This window comes from Guptibacillus hwajinpoensis (genome assembly GCF_020171785.1).
GTDB classification, from domain to species: Bacteria; Bacillota; Bacilli; order Bacillales; family Guptibacillaceae; genus Guptibacillus; species Guptibacillus sedimenti.
Window position 1 is genome coordinate 20,833 of sequence record NZ_JAIVAE010000018.1, and the last position, 26,036, is coordinate 46,868.

General features: G+C 42.7%; 29 protein-coding genes and 2 other annotated features (1 of these 31 running past the window's edge). All 29 genes read right to left on the reverse strand.

Features of this window, described 5'->3' with window-relative positions:
* Nucleotides 1–660, reverse strand: a complete 660-nt coding sequence (gene rpsC / locus LCL91_RS20465; RefSeq protein ID WP_098445978.1) for a 30S ribosomal protein S3 — start codon at nt 658–660, stop codon at nt 1–3.
* Between the two features lie 3 nt (nt 661–663).
* Nucleotides 664–1,005 (reverse strand): 50S ribosomal protein L22, encoded by a 342-nt coding sequence (rplV, locus tag LCL91_RS20470; RefSeq protein WP_048313327.1) that lies wholly within the window; start codon nt 1,003–1,005, stop codon nt 664–666.
* A gap of 20 nt (nt 1,006–1,025) precedes the next feature.
* Complete coding sequence (rpsS, locus tag LCL91_RS20475) at nt 1,026–1,304, reverse strand: 30S ribosomal protein S19 (RefSeq protein ID WP_048313326.1); 279 nt, start codon at nt 1,302–1,304, stop codon at nt 1,026–1,028.
* A gap of 58 nt (nt 1,305–1,362) precedes the next feature.
* Nucleotides 1,363–2,193: a 50S ribosomal protein L2 gene (gene rplB, locus LCL91_RS20480; RefSeq protein WP_165999152.1), complete on the reverse strand. Its 831-nt coding sequence runs from the start codon at nt 2,191–2,193 to the stop codon at nt 1,363–1,365.
* A 28-nt stretch (nt 2,194–2,221) separates the two neighbouring features.
* Nucleotides 2,222–2,509 carry a 50S ribosomal protein L23 gene (gene rplW, locus LCL91_RS20485; RefSeq protein ID WP_224885175.1) on the reverse strand — a complete coding sequence of 96 codons (288 nt, stop codon included), beginning with the start codon at nt 2,507–2,509 and terminating at the stop codon, nt 2,222–2,224.
* Nucleotides 2,509–3,132: a 50S ribosomal protein L4 gene (gene rplD, locus LCL91_RS20490; protein WP_224885177.1), complete on the reverse strand. Its 624-nt coding sequence runs from the start codon at nt 3,130–3,132 to the stop codon at nt 2,509–2,511. Before rplD ends, rplW begins: the two co-directional genes overlap by 1 nt.
* A 17-nt stretch (nt 3,133–3,149) precedes the next feature.
* Nucleotides 3,150–3,785 (reverse strand): 50S ribosomal protein L3, encoded by a 636-nt coding sequence (gene rplC / locus LCL91_RS20495; RefSeq protein ID WP_159780818.1) that lies wholly within the window; start codon nt 3,783–3,785, stop codon nt 3,150–3,152.
* Between the two features lie 46 nt (nt 3,786–3,831).
* Complete coding sequence (gene rpsJ / locus LCL91_RS20500; protein WP_098445973.1) at nt 3,832–4,140, reverse strand: 30S ribosomal protein S10; 309 nt, start codon at nt 4,138–4,140, stop codon at nt 3,832–3,834.
* A 376-nt stretch (nt 4,141–4,516) separates the two neighbouring features.
* On the reverse strand, nt 4,517–5,707 hold the full coding sequence (gene tuf / locus LCL91_RS20505; protein ID WP_224885179.1) for an elongation factor Tu: 1,191 nt from the start codon (nt 5,705–5,707) through the stop codon (nt 4,517–4,519).
* 106 nt (nt 5,708–5,813) lie between these two features.
* Nucleotides 5,814–7,892, reverse strand: a complete 2,079-nt coding sequence (gene fusA, locus LCL91_RS20510; protein ID WP_224885181.1) for an elongation factor G — start codon at nt 7,890–7,892, stop codon at nt 5,814–5,816.
* Nucleotides 7,893–7,938: 46 nt separating this feature from the next.
* Nucleotides 7,939–8,409, reverse strand: coding sequence for a 30S ribosomal protein S7 (rpsG, locus tag LCL91_RS20515; RefSeq protein WP_098445970.1), 471 nt, complete (start codon nt 8,407–8,409; stop codon nt 7,939–7,941).
* A gap of 39 nt (nt 8,410–8,448) precedes the next feature.
* Complete coding sequence (rpsL, locus tag LCL91_RS20520) at nt 8,449–8,871, reverse strand: 30S ribosomal protein S12 (protein WP_048313317.1); 423 nt, start codon at nt 8,869–8,871, stop codon at nt 8,449–8,451.
* Nucleotides 8,872–8,983: 112 nt separating this feature from the next.
* Nucleotides 8,984–9,232, reverse strand: coding sequence for a 50S ribosomal protein L7ae-like protein (locus LCL91_RS20525; protein ID WP_098445969.1), 249 nt, complete (start codon nt 9,230–9,232; stop codon nt 8,984–8,986).
* A gap of 86 nt (nt 9,233–9,318) precedes the next feature.
* On the reverse strand, nt 9,319–12,939 hold the full coding sequence (rpoC, locus tag LCL91_RS20530; RefSeq protein ID WP_224885183.1) for a DNA-directed RNA polymerase subunit beta': 3,621 nt from the start codon (nt 12,937–12,939) through the stop codon (nt 9,319–9,321).
* 35 nt (nt 12,940–12,974) lie between these two features.
* Nucleotides 12,975–16,517, reverse strand: a complete 3,543-nt coding sequence (rpoB, locus tag LCL91_RS20535) for a DNA-directed RNA polymerase subunit beta (RefSeq protein WP_224885185.1) — start codon at nt 16,515–16,517, stop codon at nt 12,975–12,977.
* Nucleotides 16,518–16,778: 261 nt separating this feature from the next.
* Entirely contained in the window at nt 16,779–17,378 is a 600-nt protein-coding gene (locus LCL91_RS20540; RefSeq protein WP_224885187.1) for a class I SAM-dependent methyltransferase, read from the reverse strand.
* A 120-nt stretch (nt 17,379–17,498) separates the two neighbouring features.
* Complete coding sequence (gene rplL, locus LCL91_RS20545; RefSeq protein ID WP_098445965.1) at nt 17,499–17,861, reverse strand: 50S ribosomal protein L7/L12; 363 nt, start codon at nt 17,859–17,861, stop codon at nt 17,499–17,501.
* A gap of 54 nt (nt 17,862–17,915) precedes the next feature.
* A complete protein-coding gene (gene rplJ / locus LCL91_RS20550; RefSeq protein WP_160921565.1) occupies nt 17,916–18,416 on the reverse strand; it encodes a 50S ribosomal protein L10 in 501 nt (166 codons plus the stop codon).
* Nucleotides 18,417–18,460: 44 nt separating this feature from the next.
* Nucleotides 18,461–18,596 (reverse strand) — a sequence feature (ribosomal protein L10 leader region).
* A gap of 58 nt (nt 18,597–18,654) precedes the next feature.
* The gene (gene rplA, locus LCL91_RS20555) at nt 18,655–19,347 is read right to left on the reverse strand and encodes a 50S ribosomal protein L1 (protein WP_224885189.1); all 693 of its coding nucleotides are present in this window, start codon (nt 19,345–19,347) and stop codon (nt 18,655–18,657) included.
* Nucleotides 19,348–19,485: 138 nt separating this feature from the next.
* On the reverse strand, nt 19,486–19,911 hold the full coding sequence (rplK, locus tag LCL91_RS20560) for a 50S ribosomal protein L11 (protein ID WP_048313309.1): 426 nt from the start codon (nt 19,909–19,911) through the stop codon (nt 19,486–19,488).
* Between the two features lie 147 nt (nt 19,912–20,058).
* The gene (gene nusG / locus LCL91_RS20565; RefSeq protein WP_098445962.1) at nt 20,059–20,592 is read right to left on the reverse strand and encodes a transcription termination/antitermination protein NusG; all 534 of its coding nucleotides are present in this window, start codon (nt 20,590–20,592) and stop codon (nt 20,059–20,061) included.
* Between the two features lie 78 nt (nt 20,593–20,670).
* On the reverse strand, nt 20,671–20,865 hold the full coding sequence (secE, locus tag LCL91_RS20570; RefSeq protein WP_098445961.1) for a preprotein translocase subunit SecE: 195 nt from the start codon (nt 20,863–20,865) through the stop codon (nt 20,671–20,673).
* A gap of 88 nt (nt 20,866–20,953) precedes the next feature.
* Nucleotides 20,954–21,103, reverse strand: coding sequence for a 50S ribosomal protein L33 (gene rpmG, locus LCL91_RS20575; RefSeq protein WP_098445960.1), 150 nt, complete (start codon nt 21,101–21,103; stop codon nt 20,954–20,956).
* A gap of 259 nt (nt 21,104–21,362) precedes the next feature.
* Complete coding sequence (sigH, locus tag LCL91_RS20580) at nt 21,363–21,992, reverse strand: RNA polymerase sporulation sigma factor SigH (RefSeq protein WP_098446597.1); 630 nt, start codon at nt 21,990–21,992, stop codon at nt 21,363–21,365.
* Between the two features lie 136 nt (nt 21,993–22,128).
* Entirely contained in the window at nt 22,129–22,638 is a 510-nt protein-coding gene (locus tag LCL91_RS20585; RefSeq protein WP_098445959.1) for an NYN domain-containing protein, read from the reverse strand.
* A gap of 3 nt (nt 22,639–22,641) precedes the next feature.
* Complete coding sequence (rlmB, locus tag LCL91_RS20590; RefSeq protein WP_098445958.1) at nt 22,642–23,388, reverse strand: 23S rRNA (guanosine(2251)-2'-O)-methyltransferase RlmB; 747 nt, start codon at nt 23,386–23,388, stop codon at nt 22,642–22,644.
* 1 nt (nt 23,389) lies between these two features.
* Nucleotides 23,390–23,800 (reverse strand): Mini-ribonuclease 3, encoded by a 411-nt coding sequence (locus tag LCL91_RS20595; RefSeq protein WP_224885193.1) that lies wholly within the window; start codon nt 23,798–23,800, stop codon nt 23,390–23,392.
* 3 nt (nt 23,801–23,803) lie between these two features.
* Complete coding sequence (gene cysS, locus LCL91_RS20600) at nt 23,804–25,204, reverse strand: cysteine--tRNA ligase (protein WP_224885194.1); 1,401 nt, start codon at nt 25,202–25,204, stop codon at nt 23,804–23,806.
* Nucleotides 25,194–25,850: a serine O-acetyltransferase gene (gene cysE / locus LCL91_RS20605; RefSeq protein ID WP_224885196.1), complete on the reverse strand. Its 657-nt coding sequence runs from the start codon at nt 25,848–25,850 to the stop codon at nt 25,194–25,196. Before cysE ends, cysS begins: the two co-directional genes overlap by 11 nt.
* 104 nt (nt 25,851–25,954) lie before the next feature.
* Nucleotides 25,955–26,036 (reverse strand) — a binding site (T-box leader); it runs 142 nt beyond the window's last position.

Here is a 26,036-nt window from a genome sequence, read left to right on the forward strand (position 1 = left end):
TTATTTTCCCCCTTCCTCTTTTTGCGTTCCTTTCGTTGGAAGGACTTCACCACGATAGATCCAAATCTTCACACCAAGCTTACCGTAAGTAGTATCTGCTTCTGCAGTACCATAATCGATGTCAGCACGAAGTGTGTGAAGAGGTACAGTACCTTCACTGTATGATTCAGAACGAGCAATATCAGCACCGTTTAGACGGCCAGATACTTGCGTTTTAATACCTTTAGCTCCAGATCTCATAGCGCGTTGAATTGTTTGTTTCATAGCGCGACGGAATGAAACTCGGTTTTCAAGTTGACGAGCGATGTTATCAGCAACTAGAGTTGCGTCGATGTCAGCTTGTTTAATTTCGAAAATGTTAACGTGAACTTTCTTACCTGTTAGTTCCGCGAGAGACTTACGAAGAGACTCAACTTCAGAACCACCCTTACCGATTACCATACCAGGCTTAGCAGTTTTCACTGTTACATTCACTCGGTTTGCTGCACGTTCGATTTCAACAGCTGAAACAGATGCATCTTTCAAACGTTTTTCAATATATTCACGAATTTTAATATCTTCGTGTAAAAGGTTAGCGTAATCTTTGTCTGCGTACCATTTAGACTCCCAATCACGAATGACACCAATTCGAAGTCCTACCGGATTAATTTTCTGACCCACTCGTTATCCCTCCTTCTTTTCTGATACCACGACTGTGATGTGGCTAGTGCGCTTGTTGATGCGACTAGCTCTACCCATAGCACGTGGGCGGAAACGTTTCATTGTTACTCCTTCGTCCACAAACACTTGAGAAACCGTAAGATTGTTCGGTTCTAACTCAAGATTGTGCTCTGCATTAGCGATCGCAGAGTTAAGCACTTTCTCAACTACTGGAGAAGCAGCTTTGTTTGTGTTGCGCAAAATCGCAATAGCTTCACCGACTTGCTTTCCTCGAATGAGATCTACGACTAAGCGTGCTTTACGAGGAGCAATACGCACGTGTTTTGCAACAGCTTTAGCTTGCATTCGTTGTACCTCCCCTCAAATTAACGTCTAGTTTTTTTGTCATCTGCAGCATGCCCGCGATATGTGCGAGTTGGAGCAAATTCACCAAGCTTGTGGCCGACCATGTCTTCTGTAACATAAACCGGTACGTGCTTGCGTCCATCATATACTGCAAAAGTGTGTCCAATAAATTCTGGGAATACTGTTGAACGACGAGACCAAGTTTTGATAACTTTTTTGTCGCTCTTTTCATTTAAGTCTTCGACCTTTTTCATTAAATGATCGTCGACAAAAGGTCCTTTTTTCAAACTACGACCCATTTGTGAACCTCCCTTTTGAGATTATGCTACGGCTCCGCGGAACCGTAGGTAAATCCCGTTATTTTTTGCGACGGCGTACAATGTACTTGTCGGAGTCTTTGTTTTTCTTACGAGTCTTAAATCCAAGGGTTGGTTTGCCCCATGGTGACATTGGTGATTTACGTCCGATCGGTGCACGACCTTCACCACCACCGTGTGGGTGATCAACAGGGTTCATTACAGAACCACGAACTGTAGGACGAATGCCCAACCAGCGAGAACGACCAGCTTTACCAATGTTGATAAGCTCGTGTTCAAGGTTACCAACCTGACCGATAGTAGCACGGCAAGTAGAAAGAATCATACGAGTTTCTCCAGAACGAAGACGTACTAGTACGTATCTACCTTCTTTACCAAGAAGCTGAGCTTCCGCACCTGCAGAACGAACAAGCTGTCCGCCACGGCCTGGCTTAAGTTCAATGTTATGAATTGTTGTACCAACTGGAATGTTGATAAGTGGAAGAGTGTTTCCTACTTTAATGTCAGCTTCTACGCCAGACATAATTTCAGTTCCTACTTTAAGTCCTTTTGGAGCAAGAATGTAACGCTTCTCTCCATCAGCATAGTTGATAAGAGCAATGTTTGCAGAACGGTTTGGATCATATTCGATCGTAGCAACGCGTCCTGGTATTCCATCTTTATCTCGTTTAAAGTCGATAACACGGTATTTACGCTTATGACCGCCACCTTGGTGACGAACAGTCAAGCGACCTTGGTTGTTACGTCCGCCTTTTTTATGAAGCGGTGCTAGCAACGATTTTTCCGGTTGGTCAGTAGTGATTTCAGCAAAGTCAGATACTGACATACCACGACGACCGTTTGTGGTCGGTTTATACTTTTTAATCGCCATTCTTATTTCCCTCCTTCACTATTATTTTTTAGACGCCTTCAAAGAAGTCCAATTCTTTGCTTTCTGGTGTAAGCGTCACGATAGCTTTTTTGCGACGTGGTGTAAATCCGCTGTGGCGGCCAACACGTTTCTTTTTACCCATATAGTTCTGAGTATTTACTCCAGCAACTTTAACTCCGAAAATCTCTTCAAGAGCAAGCTTGATTTGAGTTTTGTTAGCACGAGTATCTACTTCGAAAGTATATTTTTTGTCTGCCATTACGTCTGTAGTAGCTTCAGTAATAACGGGGCGCTTGATGATATCACGAGCGTTCATTACGCTAGCACCTCCTCTACTTTTTCCACAGCGTCTTTTGTCATAACTAGTTTATCAGCTTTAAGGACATCAAGGATGTTAAGTCCAGCTGTAGTTACAACAGTAACACCAGGAATATTGCGTGCAGATAATGCAACTGCTTCGTTATAGTCTCCTGTAACGATAAGCGCCTTTTTCTCTGCAGAAAGGCTTGATAATACTGATTTCATTTCTTTTGTTTTTGGAGCATCAAAAGAAATGCTGTCCACGATGATCATATCCTCTGTTTGCACTTTAGAAGACAAAGCAGAACGGATTGCCAAACGGCGAACTTTTTTAGGTAGCTTATAAGAATAGCTTCTTGGTGTCGGACCAAATACTACTCCACCGCCAACCCATTGTGGTGAACGGATTGAGCCCTGACGAGCACGACCTGTTCCTTTTTGGCGCCATGGTTTAGCTCCACCACCGCGTACTTCTGAACGATTTTTTACGTCATGATTACCTTGACGCAAAGATGCTTGCTGCATGATAACCGCATCATACATAACACTTTCGTTTGGTTCGATCCCGAAGATTGCTTCAGCGAGTTCGATGTCGCCGACTTGTGCTCCGGTTTGGTTGAACATTGTTACTTTAGGCACTTGGATATCCTCCCTTCTTACTTAGCTTCTTTTGCTTTAACCGCGCTTTGGATAGTTACGTAGCTCTTCTTAGCTCCAGGAACATTACCTTTTACTAGAATCACATTACGTTCTACATCAACTTTAACGATCTCTAGGTTTTGTACAGTTACACGTTCGCCACCCATGCGACCAGGTAGAAGTTTACCTTTCATAACACGCATTGGATCGATAGGTCCCATTGAACCTGGACGACGGTGATAACGAGAACCGTGAGTCATTGGTCCGCGAGATTGGTTATGGCGCTTAATTGCACCTTGGAAACCTTTCCCTTTAGACGTACCAGTTACATCAACTACGTCACCTTCGTTAAAGATATCAACCTTGACTTCCTGACCAATTTCGTAACTACCTTCTGCGTTACGAATTTCTTTCACGAAGCGCTTAGGTGTTGTGCTAGCTTTTGTAGCATGGCCTTCTTCAGGCTTGTTGAAGCGAGACTTCTTTTTGTCAGCAAAACCAACTTGAATTGCTTCATAGCCGTCTGTATCAACAACTTTCTTTTGAAGGACAACGTTTGGTTCTGCTTCAATTACAGTTACCGGGATAATATCTCCGTTGTCAGCAAAGACTTGTGTCATGCCTACTTTTCTTCCTAAGATTCCTTTGGTCATTCGTCACACCTCCTAATTGTTTTTAAATAATTTATTTAGCGTTATATTAAAGTTTAATTTCAATGTCAACGCCAGACGGTAGGTCCAAACGCATTAACGAGTCAACCGTTTGTGGTGTAGGCTCGATGATGTCAATTAGACGCTTATGCGTACGCATTTCAAACTGCTCACGAGAATCTTTGTACTTGTGTACAGCACGTAGAATTGTGTAAACAGATTTTTCCGTCGGCAACGGGATCGGTCCGGATACTTGTGCACCTGAACGTTTTGCTGTTTCTACAATTTTCTCAGCAGACTGATCTAGAATACGGTGATCATATGCTTTTAAACGAATACGAATCTTTTGCTTTGCCATTATTTCCCCTCCTTTATCGCCCATATTGTTATAGACAGTTCTCCGTGAAAATAAACCCAACACACTCGCCATGGCAAAGGGGCCGGGTGTGTCAGCAACCTTCCACATCATCGCTGTTTATGACCAACATTCTTATTATACTAAACCTATCGCCTAATTGCAAGGGATAGTCCATCTAGAAAGTATGTCGATCGCACACTTTTAATAGTATAACGGCCAGAGCCACAAAATGCAAGGCCTAAAAGCAATTTCAGACTATTCGTGAATTCTCAAGAGGTTACCGATCAACCTGCAATGAACTCATTTTTCTAATCTAACATAAATCCCAAATAAAAAACACCCGGAAAAATCCGGGTGTTTTGGTTAATCAAAGAGATTACTCAGTGATTGTTGCTACAACGCCTGCGCCTACAGTACGTCCACCTTCACGGATAGAGAACTTAGTTCCATCTTCGATAGCGATTGGAGCGATAAGTTCAACTGTCATTTCGATGTTGTCTCCAGGCATAACCATTTCAACGCCTTCTGGAAGAGCGATAGTACCAGTTACATCAGTTGTACGGAAGTAGAACTGAGGACGGTAGTTAGCGAAGAATGGAGTGTGACGTCCACCCTCTTCTTTAGAAAGTACGTAAACTTCAGCTTGGAACTTAGTGTGAGCTTTTACAGTTCCTGGCTTAACAAGAACTTGTCCACGCTGAATGTCATCGCGGGATACACCACGAAGAAGTGCACCAATGTTGTCACCAGCTTCAGCATAATCAAGAAGCTTACGGAACATTTCAACACCAGTAACTGTTGTCTTCTTGTTCTCTTCAGCAAGACCAAGAATTTCAACTTCGTCACCAACTTTGATTTGTCCACGCTCAACACGGCCTGTTGCTACAGTACCACGACCAGTGATTGAGAATACGTCCTCAACTGGCATCATGAATGGCTTGTCAGTGTCACGAGTTGGAGTTGGGATATACTCATCAACTGCATCCATAAGTTCGAAGATTTTCGCTTCATAGTCAGCGTCGCCTTCTAGAGCTTTAAGTGCAGAACCTTTGATTACAGGAACTTCGTCGCCATCGAAGTCGTATTCAGATAGAAGATCACGAACTTCCATTTCAACTAGTTCAAGTAGTTCTTCGTCGTCAACCATGTCACACTTGTTCAAGAATACAACAAGAGTAGGTACACCAACTTGACGAGAAAGAAGGATGTGCTCACGAGTTTGTGGCATTGGGCCGTCAGCAGCAGAAACTACTAGGATTCCTCCGTCCATTTGTGCAGCACCAGTGATCATGTTTTTAACATAGTCAGCGTGACCTGGGCAGTCAACGTGTGCATAGTGACGGTTTTCAGTTTCGTACTCAACGTGTGCAGTTGAGATTGTGATTCCACGTTCGCGCTCTTCAGGAGCACCATCGATTTGGTCGTAAGCCATAGCAGTACCGCTACCAGAACGCTTGTGAAGCACTGAAGTGATCGCAGCTGTTAGAGTAGTTTTACCATGGTCAACGTGTCCAACTGTACCAATGTTAACGTGGGGCTTGGAGCGGTCGAATTTTTCTTTAGACATTAGTGTTTCCTCCTTTGATTACCAAGAAATTATCTATGCCAAGATAGGCGTATGAATAAATCAATCTCGCCTATCTTAGATTACAACAAAAGTTGGTTTGCTACAATTATTCGCCTGTAGCTTTTTTAATGATTTCTTCAGAAATTGATTTAGGCACTTGCTCGTAATGATCGAAAGTCATCGTGTAAGTACCACGACCTTGCGTACGAGAACGAAGTGTTGTTGCATAACCAAACATTTCTGATAGTGGAACGAATGCGTTGATAACTTGAGCGTTTCCGCGTGCAGTCATACCTTCAACACGTCCACGACGGCTAGTTACGTCGCCCATGATGTCTCCCATATATTCTTCTGGCACTACAACTTCAACTTTCATCATAGGCTCAAGAAGAGCTGGGTCACAGACAGTTTTAGCTTTTTTCAAAGCCATAGATGCTGCGATCTTAAATGCCATTTCGTTGGAGTCAACGTCATGGTAAGATCCATCAACAAGACGAGCTTTTACGTCGATTAGTGGATAGCCTGCAAGAAGACCATTAGCCATTGAATCGCGAAGACCCGCTTCAACTGCAGGGATGTATTCACGAGGAACAACACCACCGACAATTTTGTTTTCAAACTCAAATCCTGCGCCTTCTTCGTTAGGTTCAAATTCAACCCATACGTGTCCGAATTGTCCACGACCACCGGATTGACGTACGAATTTACCTTCAACCTTACCAGCTTTACGGATTGATTCGCGGTATGCAACCTGAGGTGCACCAACCGTTGCTTCAACTTTAAACTCACGACGTAAACGGTCAACGATGATATCAAGGTGAAGTTCACCCATTCCAGAAATAATCGTTTGTCCAGTTTCTTCATTAGTTTCAGTTTTGAAAGTTGGATCCTCTTCAGCAAGCTTAGCTAGAGCTACAGCCATTTTATCTTGGTCACTCTTAGTCTTAGGCTCGATTGCTACTGAAATAACCGGATCTGGGAAGTCCATAGATTCAAGGATAACTGTATCCTTTTCATCACATAGAGTATCACCAGTTGAAGTATCTTTCAAACCAACTGCCGCTGCGATATCTCCTGCGTATACAGTAGAGATTTCTTCACGAGAGTTAGCGTGCATCTGAAGGATACGTCCTACACGTTCACGCTTGTCTTTTGTTGAGTTCTTAACATAAGAACCAGAAGAAAGCGTTCCTGAGTAAACACGGAAGAAAGTAAGCTTACCAACGTAAGGGTCAGTCATTACTTTAAATGCAAGTGCAGAGAAAGGACCATTATCGTCAGCAGTACGAATAACTTCTTCTTCAGAATCTTTTAGATGACCTTTAATTGCTGGAACATCTAGTGGTGAAGGAAGGTAGTCTAGTACAGCATCAAGAACGAGCTGAACGCCTTTGTTCTTAAATGCAGAACCACAAAGTACAGGGTAGAATTCAACGTTACAAGTTCCTTTACGGATTGCAGCTTTGATTTCTTCAACTGTTAGTTCTTCACCTTCAAGATATTTCATCATAAGGTCTTCTTCAAGCTCAGCAACAGCCTCAATAAGCTTCGTACGGTACTCTTCAGCTTGTTCCTTGTATTCAGCAGGAATTTCGCGTGATTCAGTACGTGAACCAAGATCATCAAGATAATAGAAAGCTTCCATTGTGATGAGATCAATGATTCCTTCGAATTCATCTTCAGCACCGATTGGGAGCTGAACAGGGTGCGCGTTAGCTTGTAGACGCTCATTTAGTGTACCTGTAGAGTAAAGGAAGTCTGCTCCTAGTTTATCCATTTTGTTAATGAATACAATACGAGGTACGCCGTAGTTAGTAGCTTGACGCCAAACAGTTTCTGTTTGTGGTTCAACACCAGATTGTGCATCAAGTACTGCAACTGCTCCATCCAATACACGCAACGAACGTTCAACTTCTACTGTGAAGTCTACGTGACCAGGCGTGTCAATGATGTTAACACGGTGATCTTTCCACTGGGCAGTGGTAGCAGCAGAAGTGATCGTGATTCCACGTTCTTGCTCCTGCTCCATCCAGTCCATCTGTGATCCACCTTCGTGAGTTTCACCAATTTTGTGGATACGACCTGAGTAGAAAAGAATACGCTCAGTAGTTGTTGTTTTACCAGCATCGATGTGAGCCATGATACCGATATTACGTGTATCTCTTAAGGAGAATTCTCTTGCCATTAGTATTTCTCCTTCCTTTTATAAAGGGATTTGGGTTGTGTGCTGATTACCAGCGATAGTGAGCAAACGCTTTGTTTGCTTCAGCCATTTTGTGCTGTTCTTCACGCTTCTTAACAGAAGCACCTGTGTTGTTAGCTGCATCCATGATTTCGTTAGCAAGTCTTTCTACCATAGTTTTTTCACCGCGAAGACGGGAATAGTTCACAAGGTAACGAAGACCTAGAGTTGTACGACGTTCTGGACGAACTTCAACCGGCACCTGGTAGTTTGCACCACCAACACGACGAGCGCGTACTTCAAGTACTGGCATAACGTTCTTCAACGCCTGGTCAAATACTTCCATAGCCTCTGTGTTTGTGCGCTCTTGGATAAGATCGAATGCTTTGTATAGCACCTGCTGAGCTTTACCTTTCTGACCGTCTACCATAAGGCGGTTGATCAGGCGAGTAACTAGCTTGGATTTGTAAATTGGATCTGGTAATACGTCACGACGTTCTACTGGACCTTTACGTGGCATGGGTTAACCCCCTTTCATTATTTAATAAAATGATAGCTATTATTTCTTAGCTTCTTTCGGTCTCTTAGTACCGTATTTAGAACGACCTTGTCTACGATCGTTAACACCTGCAGTGTCAAGCGCACCACGAACGATGTGGTAACGTACACCCGGTAAATCCTTAACACGTCCTCCACGGATAAGCACGACACTGTGCTCCTGAAGGTTGTGCCCGATACCAGGGATATAAGCTGTTACTTCAATTCCGTTAGTAAGACGAACACGAGCGTATTTACGCAATGCGGAGTTCGGCTTCTTAGGAGTCATCGTACCTACACGAGTACATACACCACGTTTTTGTGGAGATGAAAGGTCTGTATGAGACTTTTTGAAGCTGTTATACCCTTTGTTCAATGCTGGAGAATCGGATTTCTTTGTTTTAGAAACGCGACCTTTACGAACAAGTTGGTTAATAGTTGGCATTTTGTTTTCCTCCCTTCTTTTGTTAATAGCAAGCCCACACATCCAGGTGGTTCATGTATAGATAAAAGGAAAGTTTTTGCCTGGCAGGGCATGCCTCGCCCGGCAAAAACGGTTATGCTTTTATCGTAACTGTTGCAGCGCCGACTTCAATCCCGCATGCCTTACCGAGTTTCTTCATAGAATCAACTCGATGAACAGGTATGCTTTTCTCTTCGGCGAGTGCAACAACTTTAGAAGTTACCCTGCGATCAGCGTCGTCAGCAATGAAAACTTCCTTCGCTTCTCCAATCTGGAGGGCCTTTAGAGTTTGTTTCGTCCCAATAATTAATTCATCTGCCTGTGATACTTTTTCATAAGACACGAACATATCCTCCAAAGTAACAGGATTATCGGGAGCACCTTGGATATAATATCACCCTGCACTCCCGATGTCAACACTTCCCCTGTTTATTCTTGACTAACTAATGCAGTTTCTTCTTGCTCCAAAAGCTGTTCAGCCTCTTGAGCTTCGCCTGCTACATTGATTCTACGGTAACGTTGCATACCAGTACCCGCCGGAACAAGTTTACCGATAATAACATTTTCCTTAAGACCAAGTAGCTCATCACGCTTACCTTTTATAGCAGCATCAGTTAGGACACGAGTCGTTTCCTGGAAGGATGCAGCAGATAAGAATGATTCGGTTTCAAGAGATGCTTTCGTAATACCAAGAAGAACTGGTCGACCCGTTGCAGGCAAACCGCCTTGTCTAAGAACTTTACGGTTAACACCTTTAAACTGGTGAATGTCGATAAGGGATCCTGGCAACACTTCAGTATCGCCCGCATCAATCACGCGAATCTTACGCATCATCTGACGAACCATTACTTCAACGTGCTTATCACCAATTTCAACACCCTGCATACGGTAAACTTTTTGTACCTCAGCTAGAAGATACTCTTGCACTCCGTCAATACCGCTAATTGTTAAGAGTTGTTTAGGGTCAATCGAACCTTCTGTAAGAGGTTGACCAGCCTTTACTTCATCTCCGACAACAATTTTCAGACGTGCGCCATATGGTACAGGGTAATTTCTTGTTTCAGTTTCACCTTGAACGACAATCTCTTTCTTCTCTTTAACCTCAGCTAAATCAATCACTTTTCCGTCTAGCTCAGACACTACGGCCTGACCTTTCGGGTTACGTGCTTCAAATAGCTCTTGGATACGCGGAAGACCTTGAGTAATATCGTCTCCGGCAACCCCACCTGTGTGGAATGTACGCATTGTCAACTGTGTACCTGGTTCACCGATTGATTGAGCAGCGATGATTCCGACTGCCTCACCAACTTCAACACGAGTACCTGTTGCAAGGTTACGTCCATAACACTTCTTACATACGCCATGACTTGTGCTACATGTGAAGGCAGAGCGGATATAAACATTTTCAATACCTGCTTCCACGATTTCAGTAGCAATGTCTTCAGTAATTAGGTTGTTTTTCTCAACAAGTACTTCATTTGTCTCAGGATGCCTAACTTTCTTAAAGGCAACACGGCCTACAAGTCGGTCGTATAATCCCTCGATTAATTCATTGCCATTTTTAATGGCACTAACTTCAAGACCACGATCCGTACCACAATCGTCTTCACGTACGATGACATCCTGTGCCACGTCAACTAGACGACGAGTAAGGTAACCTGAGTCAGCTGTTTTAAGTGCCGTATCGGCAAGACCTTTACGCGCACCGTGTGTTGAAATAAAGTACTCAAGTACCGTTAGACCTTCACGGAAGCTGGATTTGATTGGAAGTTCAATGATCTGTCCAGATGGGTTAGCCATCAATCCACGCATACCTGCGAGCTGAGTAAAGTTAGATGCGTTACCACGAGCACCAGAATCACTCATCATAAAGATTGGGTTATCTTTTTCGAGACGATTCATTAGTTTTTCCTGGATACGATCTTTTGCGCTACTCCAGATCGCAATAACACGATCATAACGCTCATCGTCGGTAATAAGACCACGACGGAATTGCTTAAGAACTTTTTCAACTTTTTCTTCTGCTTCTTGAACAATTTCTTGCTTCTCAGCAAGTACCACTACGTCAGCTACACCAACGGTAATACCGGCTTTAGTTGAAAACTTGAAGCCAAGATCTTTCATGCGGTCAAGCATGCGAGACGTTTCTGTTACTTTAAAACGCTTGAACACCTCAGCGATAATCTTACCAAGAATACCCTTCTTAAATGGTGCGATCAGTTCGCGTTGAGCAATTTCTTCTTTTACATTCACTCCGTGAGGAAGGAAGTAATGCTCTGGTGTCGCAATTTCAAGGTTATTCGTCGTCGGTTCATTGATATACGGGAATGACTCCGGAAGAATTTCGTTGAAAATCAACTTACCTACCGTCGTCACAAGCAATTGCTTGTTCTGCTCTTCAGTAAAGGCAGATTTATTTAAAGATGCAGCAGGGATCGCTACGCGAGAATGAAGATGTGCAAATCCATTCTGGTAAGCAATTAACGCTTCGTTAGTATCTTTATAAACAGACCCTTCACCAACTGCTCCTTCACGTTCCATTGTTAGGTAGTAGTTACCTAGAACCATATCCTGTGATGGTGTAACAACTGGTTTACCATCTTTCGGGTTAAGAATGTTCTGTGCTGCAAGCATTAAGATACGTGCTTCAGCTTGCGCTTCAGCTGATAACGGTACGTGGACGGCCATTTGGTCACCATCGAAGTCAGCATTGTAAGCTGTACATACGAGTGGATGAAGACGAATTGCGCGCCCTTCAACTAGAATTGGTTCAAACGCCTGAATTCCAAGTCTGTGAAGCGTTGGTGCACGGTTTAGAAGAACTGGATGTTCTTTAATTACGTTTTCCAAAACGTCCCAAACTTCAGGGTGAACTTTTTCTACTTTACGTTTCGCACTCTTAATGTTGTGTGCAAGGCCTTTTGATACAAGCTCTTTCATTACGAAAGGTTTGAACAATTCAAGCGCCATTTCTTTTGGAAGTCCACATTGATACATCTTCAAGTGAGGACCTACAACGATAACGGAACGACCTGAATAGTCAACACGCTTACCTAGTAGATTCTGACGGAAACGACCTTGTTTCCCTTTCAGCATGTGAGAAAGAGATTTTAAAGGACGGTTACCAGGACCTGTTACTGGACGACCACGACGGCCGTTATCAATAAGGGCATCGACAGCTTCTTGAAGCATACGCTTCTCATTCTGCACGATAATGCTAGGTGCTCCAAGATCCAACAAACGCTTCAAACGATTATTACGGTTAATAACGCGACGATACAGATCATTTAAGTCTGAAGTTGCAAACCGTCCACCGTCTAGTTGTACCATCGGACGAAGCTCTGGTGGAATAACCGGAAGAACATCTAAGATCATCCATGAAGGGTTATTTCCTGAGCCACGGAATGCCTCAAGTACTTCTAAGCGCTTGATTGCACGTGTTCTACGTTGACCTTGTGCTGTTTTAAGCTCTTCTTTTAGAATATCTACCTCTTTATCAAGATCGATATCAAATAGAAGTCTGCGGATTGCTTCCGCACCCATTTCTGCAGAGAATGTTTTGCCATACTTTTCACGGTATGCGCGGTATTCTTTCTCAGAAAGAAGTTGTTTCTTCTCAAGTGGTGTGTCACCAGCTTCAGTGACAACGTAAGAAGCAAAATAAATGACTTCTTCAAGTGCACGTGGCGACATGTCAAGAACAAGTCCCATACGACTTGGAATGCCTTTAAAGTACCAGATGTGAGAGACAGGAGCAGCTAGCTCAATGTGCCCCATTCTCTCACGACGGACTTTCGCACGTGTTACTTCAACTCCGCAACGGTCACAAACGACGCCTTTATAACGGATACGCTTGTACTTCCCACAATGACATTCCCAGTCTTTTGTGGGTCCGAAGATACGCTCACAGAAAAGTCCATCTTTCTCTGGCTTCAAGGTACGGTAGTTAATGGTTTCTGGCTTCTTAACTTCTCCTCTTGACCAAGAGCGGATTTTATCCGGTGACGCCAGACCGATTTTCATATACTCAAATTTATTGACATCTATCAAGGGGCCTACCTCCCTTTAGAATTCAGGTTTAACCCTTACTCACTCGCCTGATTTGACCCAACATTCAAGTTTAATTTCTCACTGGATTGGTCTTCTTCATCGTCTAACTCTTTCATCTCAATCTCTTGCTCATCACTTGCTAGCATTTTGACATCCATACCAAGTGATTGCAGTTCTTTGATTAGAACTTTAAACGATTCTGGAATACCAGGCTCAGGAACATTTTCGCCTTTTACGATTGCTTCGTAAGTTTTAACACGTCCAACAACATCATCCGACTTTACAGTCAAAATCTCTTGAAGGGTGTATGCAGCACCATATGCTTCGAGTGCCCATACTTCCATCTCACCGAAACGCTGTCCACCGAATTGTGCTTTACCACCAAGCGGTTGCTGTGTAACAAGTGAATATGGTCCAGTAGAACGTGCGTGAAGCTTGTCATCGACCATGTGAGCAAGTTTGATCATATACATGACACCGACAGAAATACGGTTGTCAAATGGTTCACCTGTACGACCATCGTAGAGAACAGTCTTACCATCACGTGGCATACCTGCTTCTTCTAACGTTTCCCATACATCTTCCTCACGTGCTCCATCAAATACTGGTGTTGCTACATGAATACCGAGTGCACGTGCTGCCATACCGATGTGCAACTCTAGTACCTGTCCAATGTTCATACGTGAAGGAACACCTAGTGGGTTCAACATGATATCGATTGGTGTGCCGTCTGGTAGGTAAGGCATGTCTTCTTCAGGAAGAATCCTTGAAATAACACCTTTGTTACCATGGCGACCCGCCATTTTATCTCCTTCATGAATTTTACGCTTCTGTACAATATAAACACGAACAAGTTGATTGACTCCCGGTGGAAGCTCATCGCCGTCTTCACGGTTAAAAATCTTCACGTCAAGTACAATTCCATCTCCACCATGCGGTACACGGAGCGAGGTATCACGAACTTCACGAGCTTTTTCACCAAAGATAGCATGAAGGAGACGCTCTTCCGCTGTTAGCTCAGTAACACCTTTTGGCGTCACTTTACCAACAAGGATATCTCCGTCTTTAACTTCAGCACCCATGCGAATAATTCCGCGTTCATCAAGGTTACGCAGCGCGTCTTCCCCGACGTTCGGAATGTCACGAGTGATCTCTTCAGGTCCAAGCTTTGTATCGCGAGCTTCTGATTCATACTCCTCGATATGGATTGACGTATAAACGTCATCTTTTACGAGACGTTCGCTCATAATAATAGCATCCTCGTAGTTGTAACCTTCCCAAGTCATGAAACCGACTAGAACGTTACGTCCAAGGGCCATTTCACCTTTTTCCATTGAAGGGCCGTCGCCGAGGATTTCACCTTTAACTACGCGATCGCCTTCTGAAACAATCGGCTTTTGGTTATAGCACGTTCCCTGGTTGGAACGAATGAATTTAAGCAATTTGTAGCGGTCAAGATCACCTTTAACTTCCTGGCCATCAATGACAGAAATACGACGGACATGAATTTCTGCAGCAGATGCAAACTCGACTAAACCGTCATGTTTACAAATAACAGCAGCACCGGAATCTTTTCCGTTAACATGCTCCATACCTGTTCCGACAATTGGTGCTTCAGGAACCATCAATGGTACAGCTTGACGCTGCATGTTCGCACCCATAAGCGCACGGTTGGAGTCATCGTTCTCAAGGAACGGAATACAAGCCGTTGCGGCCGAAACAACCTGTTTCGGTGATACGTCCATGTAATCAATCTTTTCACGAGCGATGATAATGTTCTCGTCACGGAAACGAGCAACGATATCTTCGTCCTGGAATGAACCATCCTCGTGCAGCTTTGCGTTAGCCTGTGCCACAACGTAGTTATCCTGTTCATCGGCAGTTAGGTAGTCAATATACTCCGTCACTTTACCTGTTTCAGGATCTACTCTGCGATAAGGCGTCTCAATAAAGCCAAATTTATTAACTCTTGCATAAGAAGACAACGAGTTAATAAGTCCAATGTTTGGTCCCTCCGGCGTTTCGATCGGACACATTCTACCATAGTGGGAATAGTGTACGTCACGAACTTCGAACCCTGCACGTTCACGTGTTAAACCACCTGGTCCAAGAGCAGATAAACGACGCTTGTGAGTTAGCTCAGCTAGCGGGTTAGTCTGGTCCATGAACTGGGATAGCTGTGAGCTACCAAAGAACTCTTTAATCGATGCAATAACAGGACGAATGTTGATTAGCGCTTGTGGCGTGATAACGTTCGTATCCTGGATTGACATACGTTCACGAACAACACGTTCCATACGAGATAGACCGATTCGGAATTGGTTCTGAAGAAGTTCACCAACAGAACGCAAACGACGGTTACCAAGATGGTCAATGTCATCTGTGTTTCCTACTTGATGTAGAAGGTTAAAGAAGTAGTTAATAGAAGAAATGATATCGCCAGGTGTGATGTTTTTCACGCCTGTTTCAACTCCACCATTCCCGATTACATTAATTACTCTTTCTCCTTCAGGATCATCAGGAGCATAAACTTTAATTGATTGCAAACCGATTGACTCATCCTCAATTACGCCGCCATGAGGCTCAACATCTTTAAAACCGACGTTTGTCTCAAGGGCAGGAAGAATTCTGTCAAGTAAGCGACGATCAAGAATCGCACCTTCTTCTGCAATCACTTCGCCTGTTTCAGGATCAACAAGTGTCTCTGCAAGACGTTGATTGAATAGACGATTTTTAATGTGAAGCTTCTTGTTAATCTTGTAACGTCCTACGTTTGCAAGATCATAGCGCTTTGGATCAAAAAAGCGGGAATCAAGTAAGCTTTTGGCGTTGTCGACAGTCGGAGGCTCGCCAGGACGTAAGCGTTCGTAGATTTCTAGAAGCGCTTTTTCTGTGCCGTCCGTGTTGTCTTTTTCCAGGGTATTGCGAAGATACTCATCTTCACCTAGGAGATCTATGATTTCTTGATCAGACCCAAACCCTAACGCTCTGAGCAGCACCGTAATTGGTAGCTTTCTAGTACGATCAATTCGCACATAGACAATATCTTTGGCATCAGTTTCAAATTCCAGCCATGCTCCTCGGTTTGGAATGACAGTAGCTGTATATCCTTTTTTGCCGTTCTTATCGATCTTTTCACTATAGTAGACACTTGGAGAACGCACGAGCTGAGATACGATTACGCGTTCTGCCCCATTAATTACAAACGTACCTGTTTCAGTCATTAATGGGAAGTCACCCATGAACACTTCCTGTTCCTTTACTTCGCCTGTTTCTTTATTGATCAAGCGTACTTTTACTCGTAAAGGTGCAGAATAGGTTACATCTCGCTCTTTGGTTTCTTCCACGGGATACTTAGGTTCACCGAGGCTGTAATCAATAAATTCCAGCACAAGATTACCTGTGAAATCTTCGATTGGAGAAATATCCTGGAACATTTCTCGTAAACCCTCATCAAGAAACCATTGATAAGAAGCCGTTTGAATCTCAATTAGATTTGGCAAATCCAACACTTCTTTGATTCGCGCGTAGCTTCTTCTTTGGCGGTGGCGTCCATACTGAACTAGTTGGCCTGTCAAATGATTCACCCCTCAAATCCAGCGTATTTATTTTCTTAGTCCAATTAGATTCTGTTAATTCGAATCTATCGTTGGACAAAAAAAGAAAAAGGGCATTGATAAAAATTTCCCCTTAACTATAAACGATTATATTAGTTTTTCCAGACGACGGCATTTTATACCTCTTTGCACACGAATGCGAAAAAGGCCTGGAAAATCCATCATTGGCATTATATTATATTAGCATAGGCCGTCCATGAAGTCAAAGGATAATTTCATAATTTACTTGACTGCTTTAAGAATATAGTATCCTTTCTTTTTGACGACAGTTTCAACTTGTTGGAACATTTCTTCTAGCTTAGTAATTGCTGAGGGAGCTCCCTGTTTCTTTTGAATCACAACCCAAAGCGTACCCTGTTCTTTCAATACTTCATAAGCATCTTCAAGTATGCCATGGACTATATCTTTCCCTGCTCGTATAGGTGGATTTGTAAGGACGGATGCGAACATGCTGCCCTTCACCGCACTTAACTGATCACTCTCCATAACGATTACATTATGAACCCGATTTTTAATTGCGTTCTTCGTCGCAAGCTCAGTAGCCCGCTCATTTACGTCCAGCATATAAAAACGGCGATTCGGAAATTCAGAAGCAAGTGAAATGCCAATTGGCCCATAGCCACATCCAGCATCTACAATATCCCCTTCAACTTCAGGTTCTTCAAATGATTCAATTAGAAGCTTACTCCCAAAATCGATCTCTTTTTTTGAAAAAACACCAGAATCGGTCGTGAACTGGAACTGTTCCCCTCGCAATTCCGCTACAATTTTGTTTGGATTGCTTTTCACGCCAGGGTTTTTTGTATAATAATGTTCACTCATCATTTTCCCTCTTTCTATCGCCATTTCTATCAGCTTACCCAACCTTACTAGCAACTTAATCATTAGCCCAAATAACAAAAAGCTCGCTTTTAAAAGCGAGCTTTTGTTTCAGACAAATGACTACTTAACTTCTACTACTGCGCCAACTTCTTCAAGCTTGCCTTTAAGCTCTTCAGCTTCTTCTTTAGCAACGCCTTCTTTAATAGAGCTTGGAGCGCCGTCAACTAGTTCTTTAGCTTCTTTCAAGCCAAGACCAGTGATTTCGCGAACTACTTTGATAACCTTGATCTTGCTGCTTCCAGCACTTTCAAGAACTACATCAAATTCAGTTTGCTCTTCAGCAGCACCTTCTGCTGCGCCACCTGCTGCTGCTACTGGAGCTGCTGCAGTTACACCAAATTCTTCTTCGATTGCTTTAACTAGGTCGTTAAGCTCAAGAACTGTCATTTCTTTGATTGCTTCAATGATTTGCTCGTTACCCATGAGTAAATCCTCCTTAATTTTTGTTTTATTTATACCAATTGATAGACGGTAATGTTACGCGCCTTGTTCTTCCTTTTGATCAGCCACAGCTTTTGTAGCAAGTGCCATATTGCGCATCGGTGCTTGTAGCACAGATAGCAACATAGAAAGTAGTCCGTCGCGGTTTGGTAGGTCCGCAAGTTCTTTGATCTTTTCTACTGATACAACGCCACCTTCGATTACACCAGTCTTGATTTCAAGAGCTTCGTGATTCTTAGCGAAGTTGTTCAAAATTTTAGCAGGAGCAACAACATCTTCATTGCTGAACGCGATTGCCGTAGGACCGACAAGGTGTTCATTCAAATCAGTAAGTTCAAGCTCTTCTGCAGCGCGACGAGTCATTGTGTTCTTGTAAACACGGAACTCAACGTTTGCATCACGCAATTGCTTACGAAGCTCAGTTACTTCAGAAACATCAAGTCCGCGATAATCAACAAAGATTGTTGATTGGCTATCACGTAGTTTGTCTGCGATTTCTGTAACTAGTTGCTTCTTCTGTTCAACTATACTGCTCATAGTTCCACCTCCTAAAGAAATGTATCTATACCGCCCTGGAATATGAGGTCATATAAAAAGCCTTCACATCCGAAGACATGAAGGCTTTACGATTACATACGTATCGAATCACTTCACACCTCGGCAGGATATTAAGTGCAATCGCACCCCTGCTGTCTACGGTACAGAAAGTATTAATTTATCAAACAACATTTACAAGTATATTTAATAGCTACGCAAATGTCAACAGCTAATTTTATTAGCGGTAAGTTGATGCGTTAACTTTAACACCAGGTCCCATAGTAGATGTAACCGAAATGTTTTTAAGGTACGTACCTTTTGCTGCTGCAGGCTTAACTTTCACAAGTGTTTCTACAAGTGTGTTTAAGTTTTCTACAAGCTTGTCAGCTTCGAATGATACTTTACCGATCGGTGCATGGACGTTACCAGCACGGTCAACACGGTACTCTACTTTACCAGCTTTGATTTCGTTAACTGCCTTTTCAACGTCGAACGTTACCGTTCCAGTTTTCGGGTTTGGCATTAAGCCTTTTGGTCCAAGAACACGACCAAGCTTACCAACTTCGCCCATCATATCTGGAGTTGCAACGATTACGTCAAACTCAAACCAACCTTCATTGATTTTAGCGATATAATCAGCTTCTCCAACATAGTCAGCACCAGCCGCTTCAGCCGCTTTCGCTTTTTCGCCTTTTGCGAAAACAAGAACGCGTTGAGTTTTACCAGTTCCGTTTGGAAGTACAACCGCGCCACGAACCTGCTGGTCGTTTTTCTTAGGGTCTACTCCAAGACGAATTGCTGCTTCAACTGTTCCATCAAAGTTTCCTACAGAAGTCTTTTTCACAAGTTCAACTGCTTCTTGAGGCTCATAGAAAGTTGTACGTTCAACTAACTTGGCAGCCTCCTGGTATCTCTTACCTCTTTTTGCCATTTTGTGTTCCTCCTTGAATGTGGTTTAGCGGATTAACCTCCCACTATTTATGATGTCAAAATGTGACATCATAATAAAAGTTGCGAACCTGTATAACACAGGCAGGAATCCCTTTTAATCGCAACGGCTTGTGTAACATTAATCTTCGATCGTAATTCCCATGCTACGTGCAGTACCTTCAACCATACGCATTGCAGAATCTACATTCGCTGCGTTAAGGTCTGGCATTTTTGTTTCAGCGATTTCACGCACTTTATCACGCTTCACAGTCGCAACTTTGTTGCGATTTGGTTCACCAGAACCTGACTCAATTCCTGCTGCTTTCTTAAGAAGAACTGCAGCTGGTGGAGTTTTAGTGATAAATGTAAATGAACGGTCTTCAAAAACCGTGATTTCTACTGGAATGATCATACCAGCCTGGTCAGAAGTACGAGCATTAAACTCTTTACAGAATCCCATAATGTTAACTCCAGCTTGACCTAGTGCAGGTCCTACTGGTGGTGCAGGATTCGCCTTCCCAGCCGGGATTTGCAATTTAACAACCTTGATTACCTTTTTAGCCACGCGACACACCTCCTTAAGTCCGTGATGTGGTATTTGGGTGTTTACACCCTCCCACCTTATATATCAATTGAATGTCTCGATTAGTATGAGACTCATGAAACATTAAAATTCTATCATTAATCGAAAAGTTAAGCAAGGACTTTTCGATTAGAACTTTTCAACTTGCCCGAAATTAAGTTCTACAGGAGTTTCTCTACCAAACATATTGACGTGAACTTTTACTTTACCCTTATCCATGTCGATTCCTTCAACAGAACCTACGAAATCAGCAAACGGACCTTCTTTAACTTTGACTTTCTCTTTAAGTTCAAAGTCTACATCAGCTTTCGGCTGCTCCATTCCCATTTGCTTAAGAAGGGATTCTACTTCTTCCGGTAGCAAAGCAGTCGGTTTAGATCCAGCGCCACTTGATCCTACGAATCCAGTAACACCAGGCGTATTTCGGACTACATACCATGAATCATCCGTCATGACCATTTCTGTAATAACATAGCCAGGAAAAACCTTTTTCATAACAGTCTTTTTCTTACCATTTTTCTCTTCTGTCTCTTCTTCTACAGGGACGAGAACACGAAAGATCTTATCCGTCATGCCCATTGTCTCAACCCTTTTTTCGAGGTTGGTCTTTACTTTGTTTTCATACCCAGAATACGTATGAACAACATACCATCTTTTTTCCATATATGCAGGACTGTGTCCTTCCCTCCCCAACTCATTTACTCTCTCATTCTAACCTTGAGAATGAATTTTTATAACGTTCTATCCTAAAATGAGGCGGATTATTGAGGAAATACCCTGATCAATCAACGCAAAGAATACAGCTATAAAAATAACTGTTGTAACAGTTACGATTGTATAGCGAGTCAATTCCTTACGCGTTGGCCAGCTTACCCGCTTCATTTCACTTGCGACATTACGAAAGAACTTACCAGAACGTTGAACAATACTTGCCATTACTTGTTACCCCCAATTAATCTGGCGGAAAACTCCCCCGAGAATCTATTTTGTCGTTTGCCTCTAATAGCAAACACCCTGCGAGGCATTACTTTGTTTCACGATGCACAGTATGAGCATCGCAGTATTTGCAATACTTCTTAACTTCGATGCGGGCCGGGCTTGTCTGTGAGTTTTTCATAGTTGTATAGTTTCGGCTATTGCATTGAACACATGCTAGTACTGCCTTCTTACGCATAATGACACCTTCCTAAGCCGCGCAGTAGTGAAGTTTGTATTTATATTAGCTTTCTTATATCAAAAAAAGAGCAAAATAAAAAAACGTTCAGCTACCCTGTGACGTTCTTACAAACCTAACAAAAAATTGACATTCTTACTTTTATCACTTTATCATAGCCCGTTTCGGCATGTCAATAAAGGCCAAGAGAGCCTAATATAGAAAGAGAGTAGGGACGTCGCCCTACTCTCTCCCAATATTTCTAATAGGTTTGTCCATATTAAAGGCTGACTTCCCGAAGTTCTAGATAACGTTCTAACTTACGTTTCACCCGCTGTAGAGCGTTATCAATTGACTTAACGTGTCGATTTAAATCAACCGATATTTCTTGATAAGAACGTCCATCGAGATAAAGCATAAGCACTTTTCTCTCTAAATCGCTTAAAATTTCAGACATTTTAAGTTCGATGTCATCAAATTCTTCCTGATTAATAATTAATTCTTCAGGATCTGTCACTTTGGTTCCGCATATGACGTCTAGCAATGTCCGATCTGACTCTTCATCATAGATTGGCTTATCAAGTGATACGTAAGAATTCAGCGGAATATGCTTTTGTCTTGTGGCGGTTTTAATAGCTGTAATCATCTGCCGGGTGATGCACAGTTCGGCAAACGCTTTAAAAGATGAGAACTTGTCCCCTCTAAAATCACGAATGGCTTTGTACAGACCGATCATTCCTTCTTGAATGATGTCTTCGCGATCTGCTCCAATGAGAAAATACGACCTCGCTTTAGCTCGTACGAAATTTTTGTATTTCGTAATCAAATGTTCCAACGCTCTACTGTGACCTTCATGAACCATGATGACGAGCAGTTCATCATCAAGTTGATCGAATGCTACGTGTTCCAGGTGTCTTGGGTCTACTGACTGTTGTTCTTGATTTACCGTGCTTTCTTTGAGGTCTACTGTACTCAATATGCGTTCCCCCCGACCAGTACGCTATATAGAAATATTATACAGTACGTGTCGAAAAATCGTCAACCGCTTATTTACCGCCTCTTCGCCATTTTTCAAATATTTCGCTAATTTCTTCTGATAAATGCAGGCCTGGCGAACGGTTTCTCCGATTTTCAGTGTGGACACTTTTTTCGATGCCTTTTTCGATTCCCTGCATTTCATTGTAAAGCTCACGGGCTGATTTCCTTAAGGCTCCTTGTCCAAAAATAGCCCATTGCTCGGTATAATCTGACGTTGCAACATGAATTTGCGTTCGTATTCCTTTGAGTTCTCTTGCCATCTTCTCAATCCGCTCATCCGCTGTCTCATTTTCCCTCGTATAGATCACTTCGACTCGATACTGACTATGACGTTTTTCAATACCGTGGGAGAGGTGAGCGTCAAAAACGACGATCACCCGATATCCGGTATAAGCTTGATACTCGGCCATTTTCTCAATCAATAGCTCACGAGCCTTACTAAAGTCACTTTCTTTTAACGATCTCAATTCCGGCCATGCCCCGATTATGTTGTATCCATCAACTAACAGCACGTCCATGTTTTACTCCCCCAGAGGATGACGTTGTCGATAAACCTCATACATCATTAATCCTGCGGCAACCGAAGCATTGAGCGAGGTTACTTTTCCAGCCATTGGAAGGCTTACTAGGAAGTCGCATTTATCTTTAATCAGACGACCCATTCCCTTTCCTTCACTTCCAATAACAAGTCCAATTCCCATGTCATAATCCGCCTGACGATAATCTTGTCCACCTTGCGCGTCTGTCCCCACAAACCAGATCCCCCGCTCCTTCAAATCATCCATCGTTCTAGCAAGGTTCGTTACGCGTGCAACAGGAATATACTCTATAGCTCCCGTTGAGGATTTAGCCACTGTAGATGTTAAGCCAACCGCTCTCCTTTTCGGAATAATAACGCCATGCGCTCCTGCTGAATCAGCTGTTCTTAAGATAGAGCCGAGGTTATGAGGATCTTCAATCTCATCTAATAGTAGAAAAAAAGGGGCTTCTCCTGACTCTTCAGCTTTTTTGAATAAATCGTCCAGGTCAGCGTATTCATAAGCGGCGATAGAAGCGACTACGCCCTGGTGGTTACTTTCGCCAGATAACTGTTCAAGCTTTCGCTTAGGTACAAACTGAACGAGTACATTTTGCTCTTTAGCTTTTTGGATCAAATTTTGAAGGGGGCCTTTTTGGGACCCTTCATTAATCCAAATCTTGTTGATTTCATGTCCTGATCGCAGCGCTTCAAGAACAGAGTTCCGTCCTACAATGAATTCTTTTTCCATCTCACTTCACTTCTTTCTTCGGTTGTTCTACAAATTCAAAAAGCTTCTCCAAAAGTTCATCGACTCTTTGTTCATTTCCCTGTAAGTAGTGATAACCAAACAACGCTTCAAGAGCAGTTGAATATTTGTACGTACTTACACTCGTATTCTTAGGTACCGTTCCCGATTTTGCATTACGACCTCTGCGAACAACACCAGCTTCCTCTTCCGATAGCCACTCTTGCTTCAGTACGTGGTGAAGAAAAGCAGCTTGCGCTTTAGCAGAAACGTATGTTGTTGCTGTGCGGTGCAGCTGATTCGGGCGAATGTGCCCAAGAGATAACAATCGCTTCCGCACATTAATCTCAATAACAGAGTCACCCATATACGCAAGTGCAAGAGAATTTAGTTGCTTTACATCAATTTCCTTCATAGGCTACATCCTTTTCCAGCGAACGCCCTGAGGAGTATCCTCAAGAAGTATTCCCTGCTCTTTCAATTCATCGCGAATTTCGTCTGCTCTACTGAAATTACGCTGTTTTCTAGCTTCATTTCGTTCTTCAATCAGCTGGTCAATATCTTCATCTAGAAGTGCCTTTTCCTGTTTAAAGGTAATACCTAGAACTGACCCAAAATCAGCAAAACGTTCTATAAATTGTTCAAGTACTTCTTTAGAAGAATTCGTTCCTTGGAGGTATAGATTTGCTTCTTTTGAGAGTTCAAATAAAATGGAAATCGCATTAGCTGTATTAAAATCATCGTCCATCTCTGTTACAAAGCGCTTCCGATAGTCCTCAATTTTCTCTTTCCAGTCCTGAATATCTTCAGCAAGATCTGCGCTATTTAACAGGCGGTGCTCTAAGTTCTCCACTGTATCCTTAATGCGATCCAACCCTGTTTTTGCACTTGCTAAAAGTTCATGATCGAAGTTAATGGGATTGCGATAATGAACAGACAACATAAAGAATCGAATGGCTTCAGGATCATGTTGTTTTATCAAATCATGAACGAGCACAAAATTCCCAAGTGATTTGGACATTTTCTCGTTATTAATATTGATATACCCATTATGCAGCCAGTAATTTGCAAAAGGATGACCCGTTAAGGCTTCTGTTTGCGCTACCTCGTTCTCATGATGTGGGAATGCAAGGTCTTTTCCGCCGGCATGTATATCAATCGTATCGCCTAAATATTTCTTCGCCATTGCAGAGCATTCAATATGCCAGCCTGGTCGTCCCTCTCCCCACGGACTTGCCCAGGAGATCTCGCCTTCTTTAGCTGCTTTCCACAAAGTAAAATCAAGCGGATCTTCTTTCTTTTCACCAACTACAATACGGGAGCCCAACTTAAGTTCATCAATGGATTGGTGAGATAATTTTCCATACCCTTCAAATTGACGTGTTCTAAAATACACATCACCTTCAGATTCGTAAGCGTAATTCTTCTCAATTAGAGCCGTGATAAAATCGATAATTTCTTGCATGTTTTCCGTTACCCTTGGATGTTCATCCGCTTTTTTAACACCTAGTGCTCCCGTATCCTCATGATAAGCTGTGATGAAACGCTCAGCGACATTTGGCACGTCGTCGCCTAATTCCTTAGCTGCGCGGATTAACTTATCATCGACATCCGTAAAGTTGGAAACATACTGGACGTCATAATCTCGATACTCAAGATAACGACGAACAACATCAAAGACGATAGCAGGTCGGGCGTTGCCAATGTGTATATAGTTATAAACAGTAGGACCGCACACGTACATCCTTACTTTTCCTTCTTCAATGGGTTGAAATGTTTCTTTCTTCTGCGTCAATGTGTTATATAGCTTAATCGCCATCGTTTTCACTCCTCTTTCGTAACGTTCGAACTTCTTCTTGTAAGTCACGCATTACTTGTTCCATTTGTTTAAATTTATCAGCTACAGGGTCAGGCATTTTATGATGATCTAAATGATGAGGTACTTTAACACCATTTTGGATAACGACTTTTCCAGGAATACCAACAACCGTAGAATTGACTGGAACATCCTGAAGTACAACCGATCCGGCACCTACTTTTGAATTTTCTCCAATCGTTATCGATCCAAGTATTTTTGCTCCAGTGGCAACAAGCGTATTATCTTCAAGGGTTGGATGACGTTTACCTTTTTCTTTTCCAGTCCCACCGAGGGTAACTCCTTGAAACAGCGTTACATTATTTCCAATTTCACACGTTTCTCCTATTACTACGCCCATACCATGGTCGATAAAACAACGTTCCCCAATTGTTGCGCCTGGATGAATTTCAATACCCGTGAAAAAGCGACTTATTTGCGAAACAGCTCTTGCAAGGAAGAAGAATTTCTTTTTCCAAAACCAGTGTGCAACGCGATGAGACCAGATCGCATGAAGCCCAGCATAAGTTAAAATAACTTCAAAATAACTTCTCGCTGCAGGATCTTGATCAAATACAACATCAATATCCTGCTTCAACGTCTTCCACATGTGTTCACCCCTCTCCTCATACTCCCATAAGGTTAAATTGAAATTTCCACCGTCTAGGTAAGTCCGCGGACTAAAAAAGGCGTCTCTGTGTGATGTTTTCATCACACAGAGACGCCATTCGCGTGGTTCCACTCTGCTTCGAACATTTCCAAGAAATGCTCCTATCACCGATAACGGGGGCACCGC

Excerpts from the sequence above, each read along its gene's own strand:
- rplV (WP_048313327.1), bottom strand. The coding sequence starts at position 1,005 with ATGCAAGCTAAAGCTGTTGCAAAACACGTGCGTATTGCTCCTCGTAAA.
- rpsS (WP_048313326.1), bottom strand. The coding sequence starts at position 1,304 with ATGGGTCGTAGTTTGAAAAAAGGACCTTTTGTCGACGATCATTTAATG.
- rplB (WP_165999152.1), bottom strand. The coding sequence starts at position 2,193 with ATGGCGATTAAAAAGTATAAACCGACCACAAACGGTCGTCGTGGTATG.
- rplW (WP_224885175.1), bottom strand. The coding sequence starts at position 2,509 with ATGAACGCTCGTGATATCATCAAGCGCCCCGTTATTACTGAAGCTACT.
- rplC (WP_159780818.1), bottom strand. The coding sequence starts at position 3,785 with ATGACCAAAGGAATCTTAGGAAGAAAAGTAGGCATGACACAAGTCTTT.
- rpsJ (WP_098445973.1), bottom strand. The coding sequence starts at position 4,140 with ATGGCAAAGCAAAAGATTCGTATTCGTTTAAAAGCATATGATCACCGT.
- tuf (WP_224885179.1), bottom strand. The coding sequence starts at position 5,707 with ATGTCTAAAGAAAAATTCGACCGCTCCAAGCCCCACGTTAACATTGGT.
- fusA (WP_224885181.1), bottom strand. The coding sequence starts at position 7,892 with ATGGCAAGAGAATTCTCCTTAAGAGATACACGTAATATCGGTATCATG.
- rpsG (WP_098445970.1), bottom strand. The coding sequence starts at position 8,409 with ATGCCACGTAAAGGTCCAGTAGAACGTCGTGACGTATTACCAGATCCA.
- rpsL (WP_048313317.1), bottom strand. The coding sequence starts at position 8,871 with ATGCCAACTATTAACCAACTTGTTCGTAAAGGTCGCGTTTCTAAAACA.
- LCL91_RS20540 (WP_224885187.1), bottom strand. The coding sequence starts at position 17,378 with ATGAGTGAACATTATTATACAAAAAACCCTGGCGTGAAAAGCAATCCA.
- rplL (WP_098445965.1), bottom strand. The coding sequence starts at position 17,861 with ATGGGTAACGAGCAAATCATTGAAGCAATCAAAGAAATGACAGTTCTT.
- rplJ (WP_160921565.1), bottom strand. The coding sequence starts at position 18,416 with ATGAGCAGTATAGTTGAACAGAAGAAGCAACTAGTTACAGAAATCGCA.
- rplA (WP_224885189.1), bottom strand. The coding sequence starts at position 19,347 with ATGGCAAAAAGAGGTAAGAGATACCAGGAGGCTGCCAAGTTAGTTGAA.
- nusG (WP_098445962.1), bottom strand. The coding sequence starts at position 20,592 with ATGGAAAAAAGATGGTATGTTGTTCATACGTATTCTGGGTATGAAAAC.
- secE (WP_098445961.1), bottom strand. The coding sequence starts at position 20,865 with ATGGCAAGTATTGTTCAACGTTCTGGTAAGTTCTTTCGTAATGTCGCA.
- rpmG (WP_098445960.1), bottom strand. The coding sequence starts at position 21,103 with ATGCGTAAGAAGGCAGTACTAGCATGTGTTCAATGCAATAGCCGAAAC.
- LCL91_RS20585 (WP_098445959.1), bottom strand. The coding sequence starts at position 22,638 with ATGGACGTGCTGTTAGTTGATGGATACAACATAATCGGGGCATGGCCG.
- rlmB (WP_098445958.1), bottom strand. The coding sequence starts at position 23,388 with ATGGAAAAAGAATTCATTGTAGGACGGAACTCTGTTCTTGAAGCGCTG.
- LCL91_RS20595 (WP_224885193.1), bottom strand. The coding sequence starts at position 23,800 with ATGAAGGAAATTGATGTAAAGCAACTAAATTCTCTTGCACTTGCGTAT.
- cysS (WP_224885194.1), bottom strand. The coding sequence starts at position 25,204 with ATGGCGATTAAGCTATATAACACATTGACGCAGAAGAAAGAAACATTT.
- cysE (WP_224885196.1), bottom strand. The coding sequence starts at position 25,850 with ATGTGGAAGACGTTGAAGCAGGATATTGATGTTGTATTTGATCAAGAT.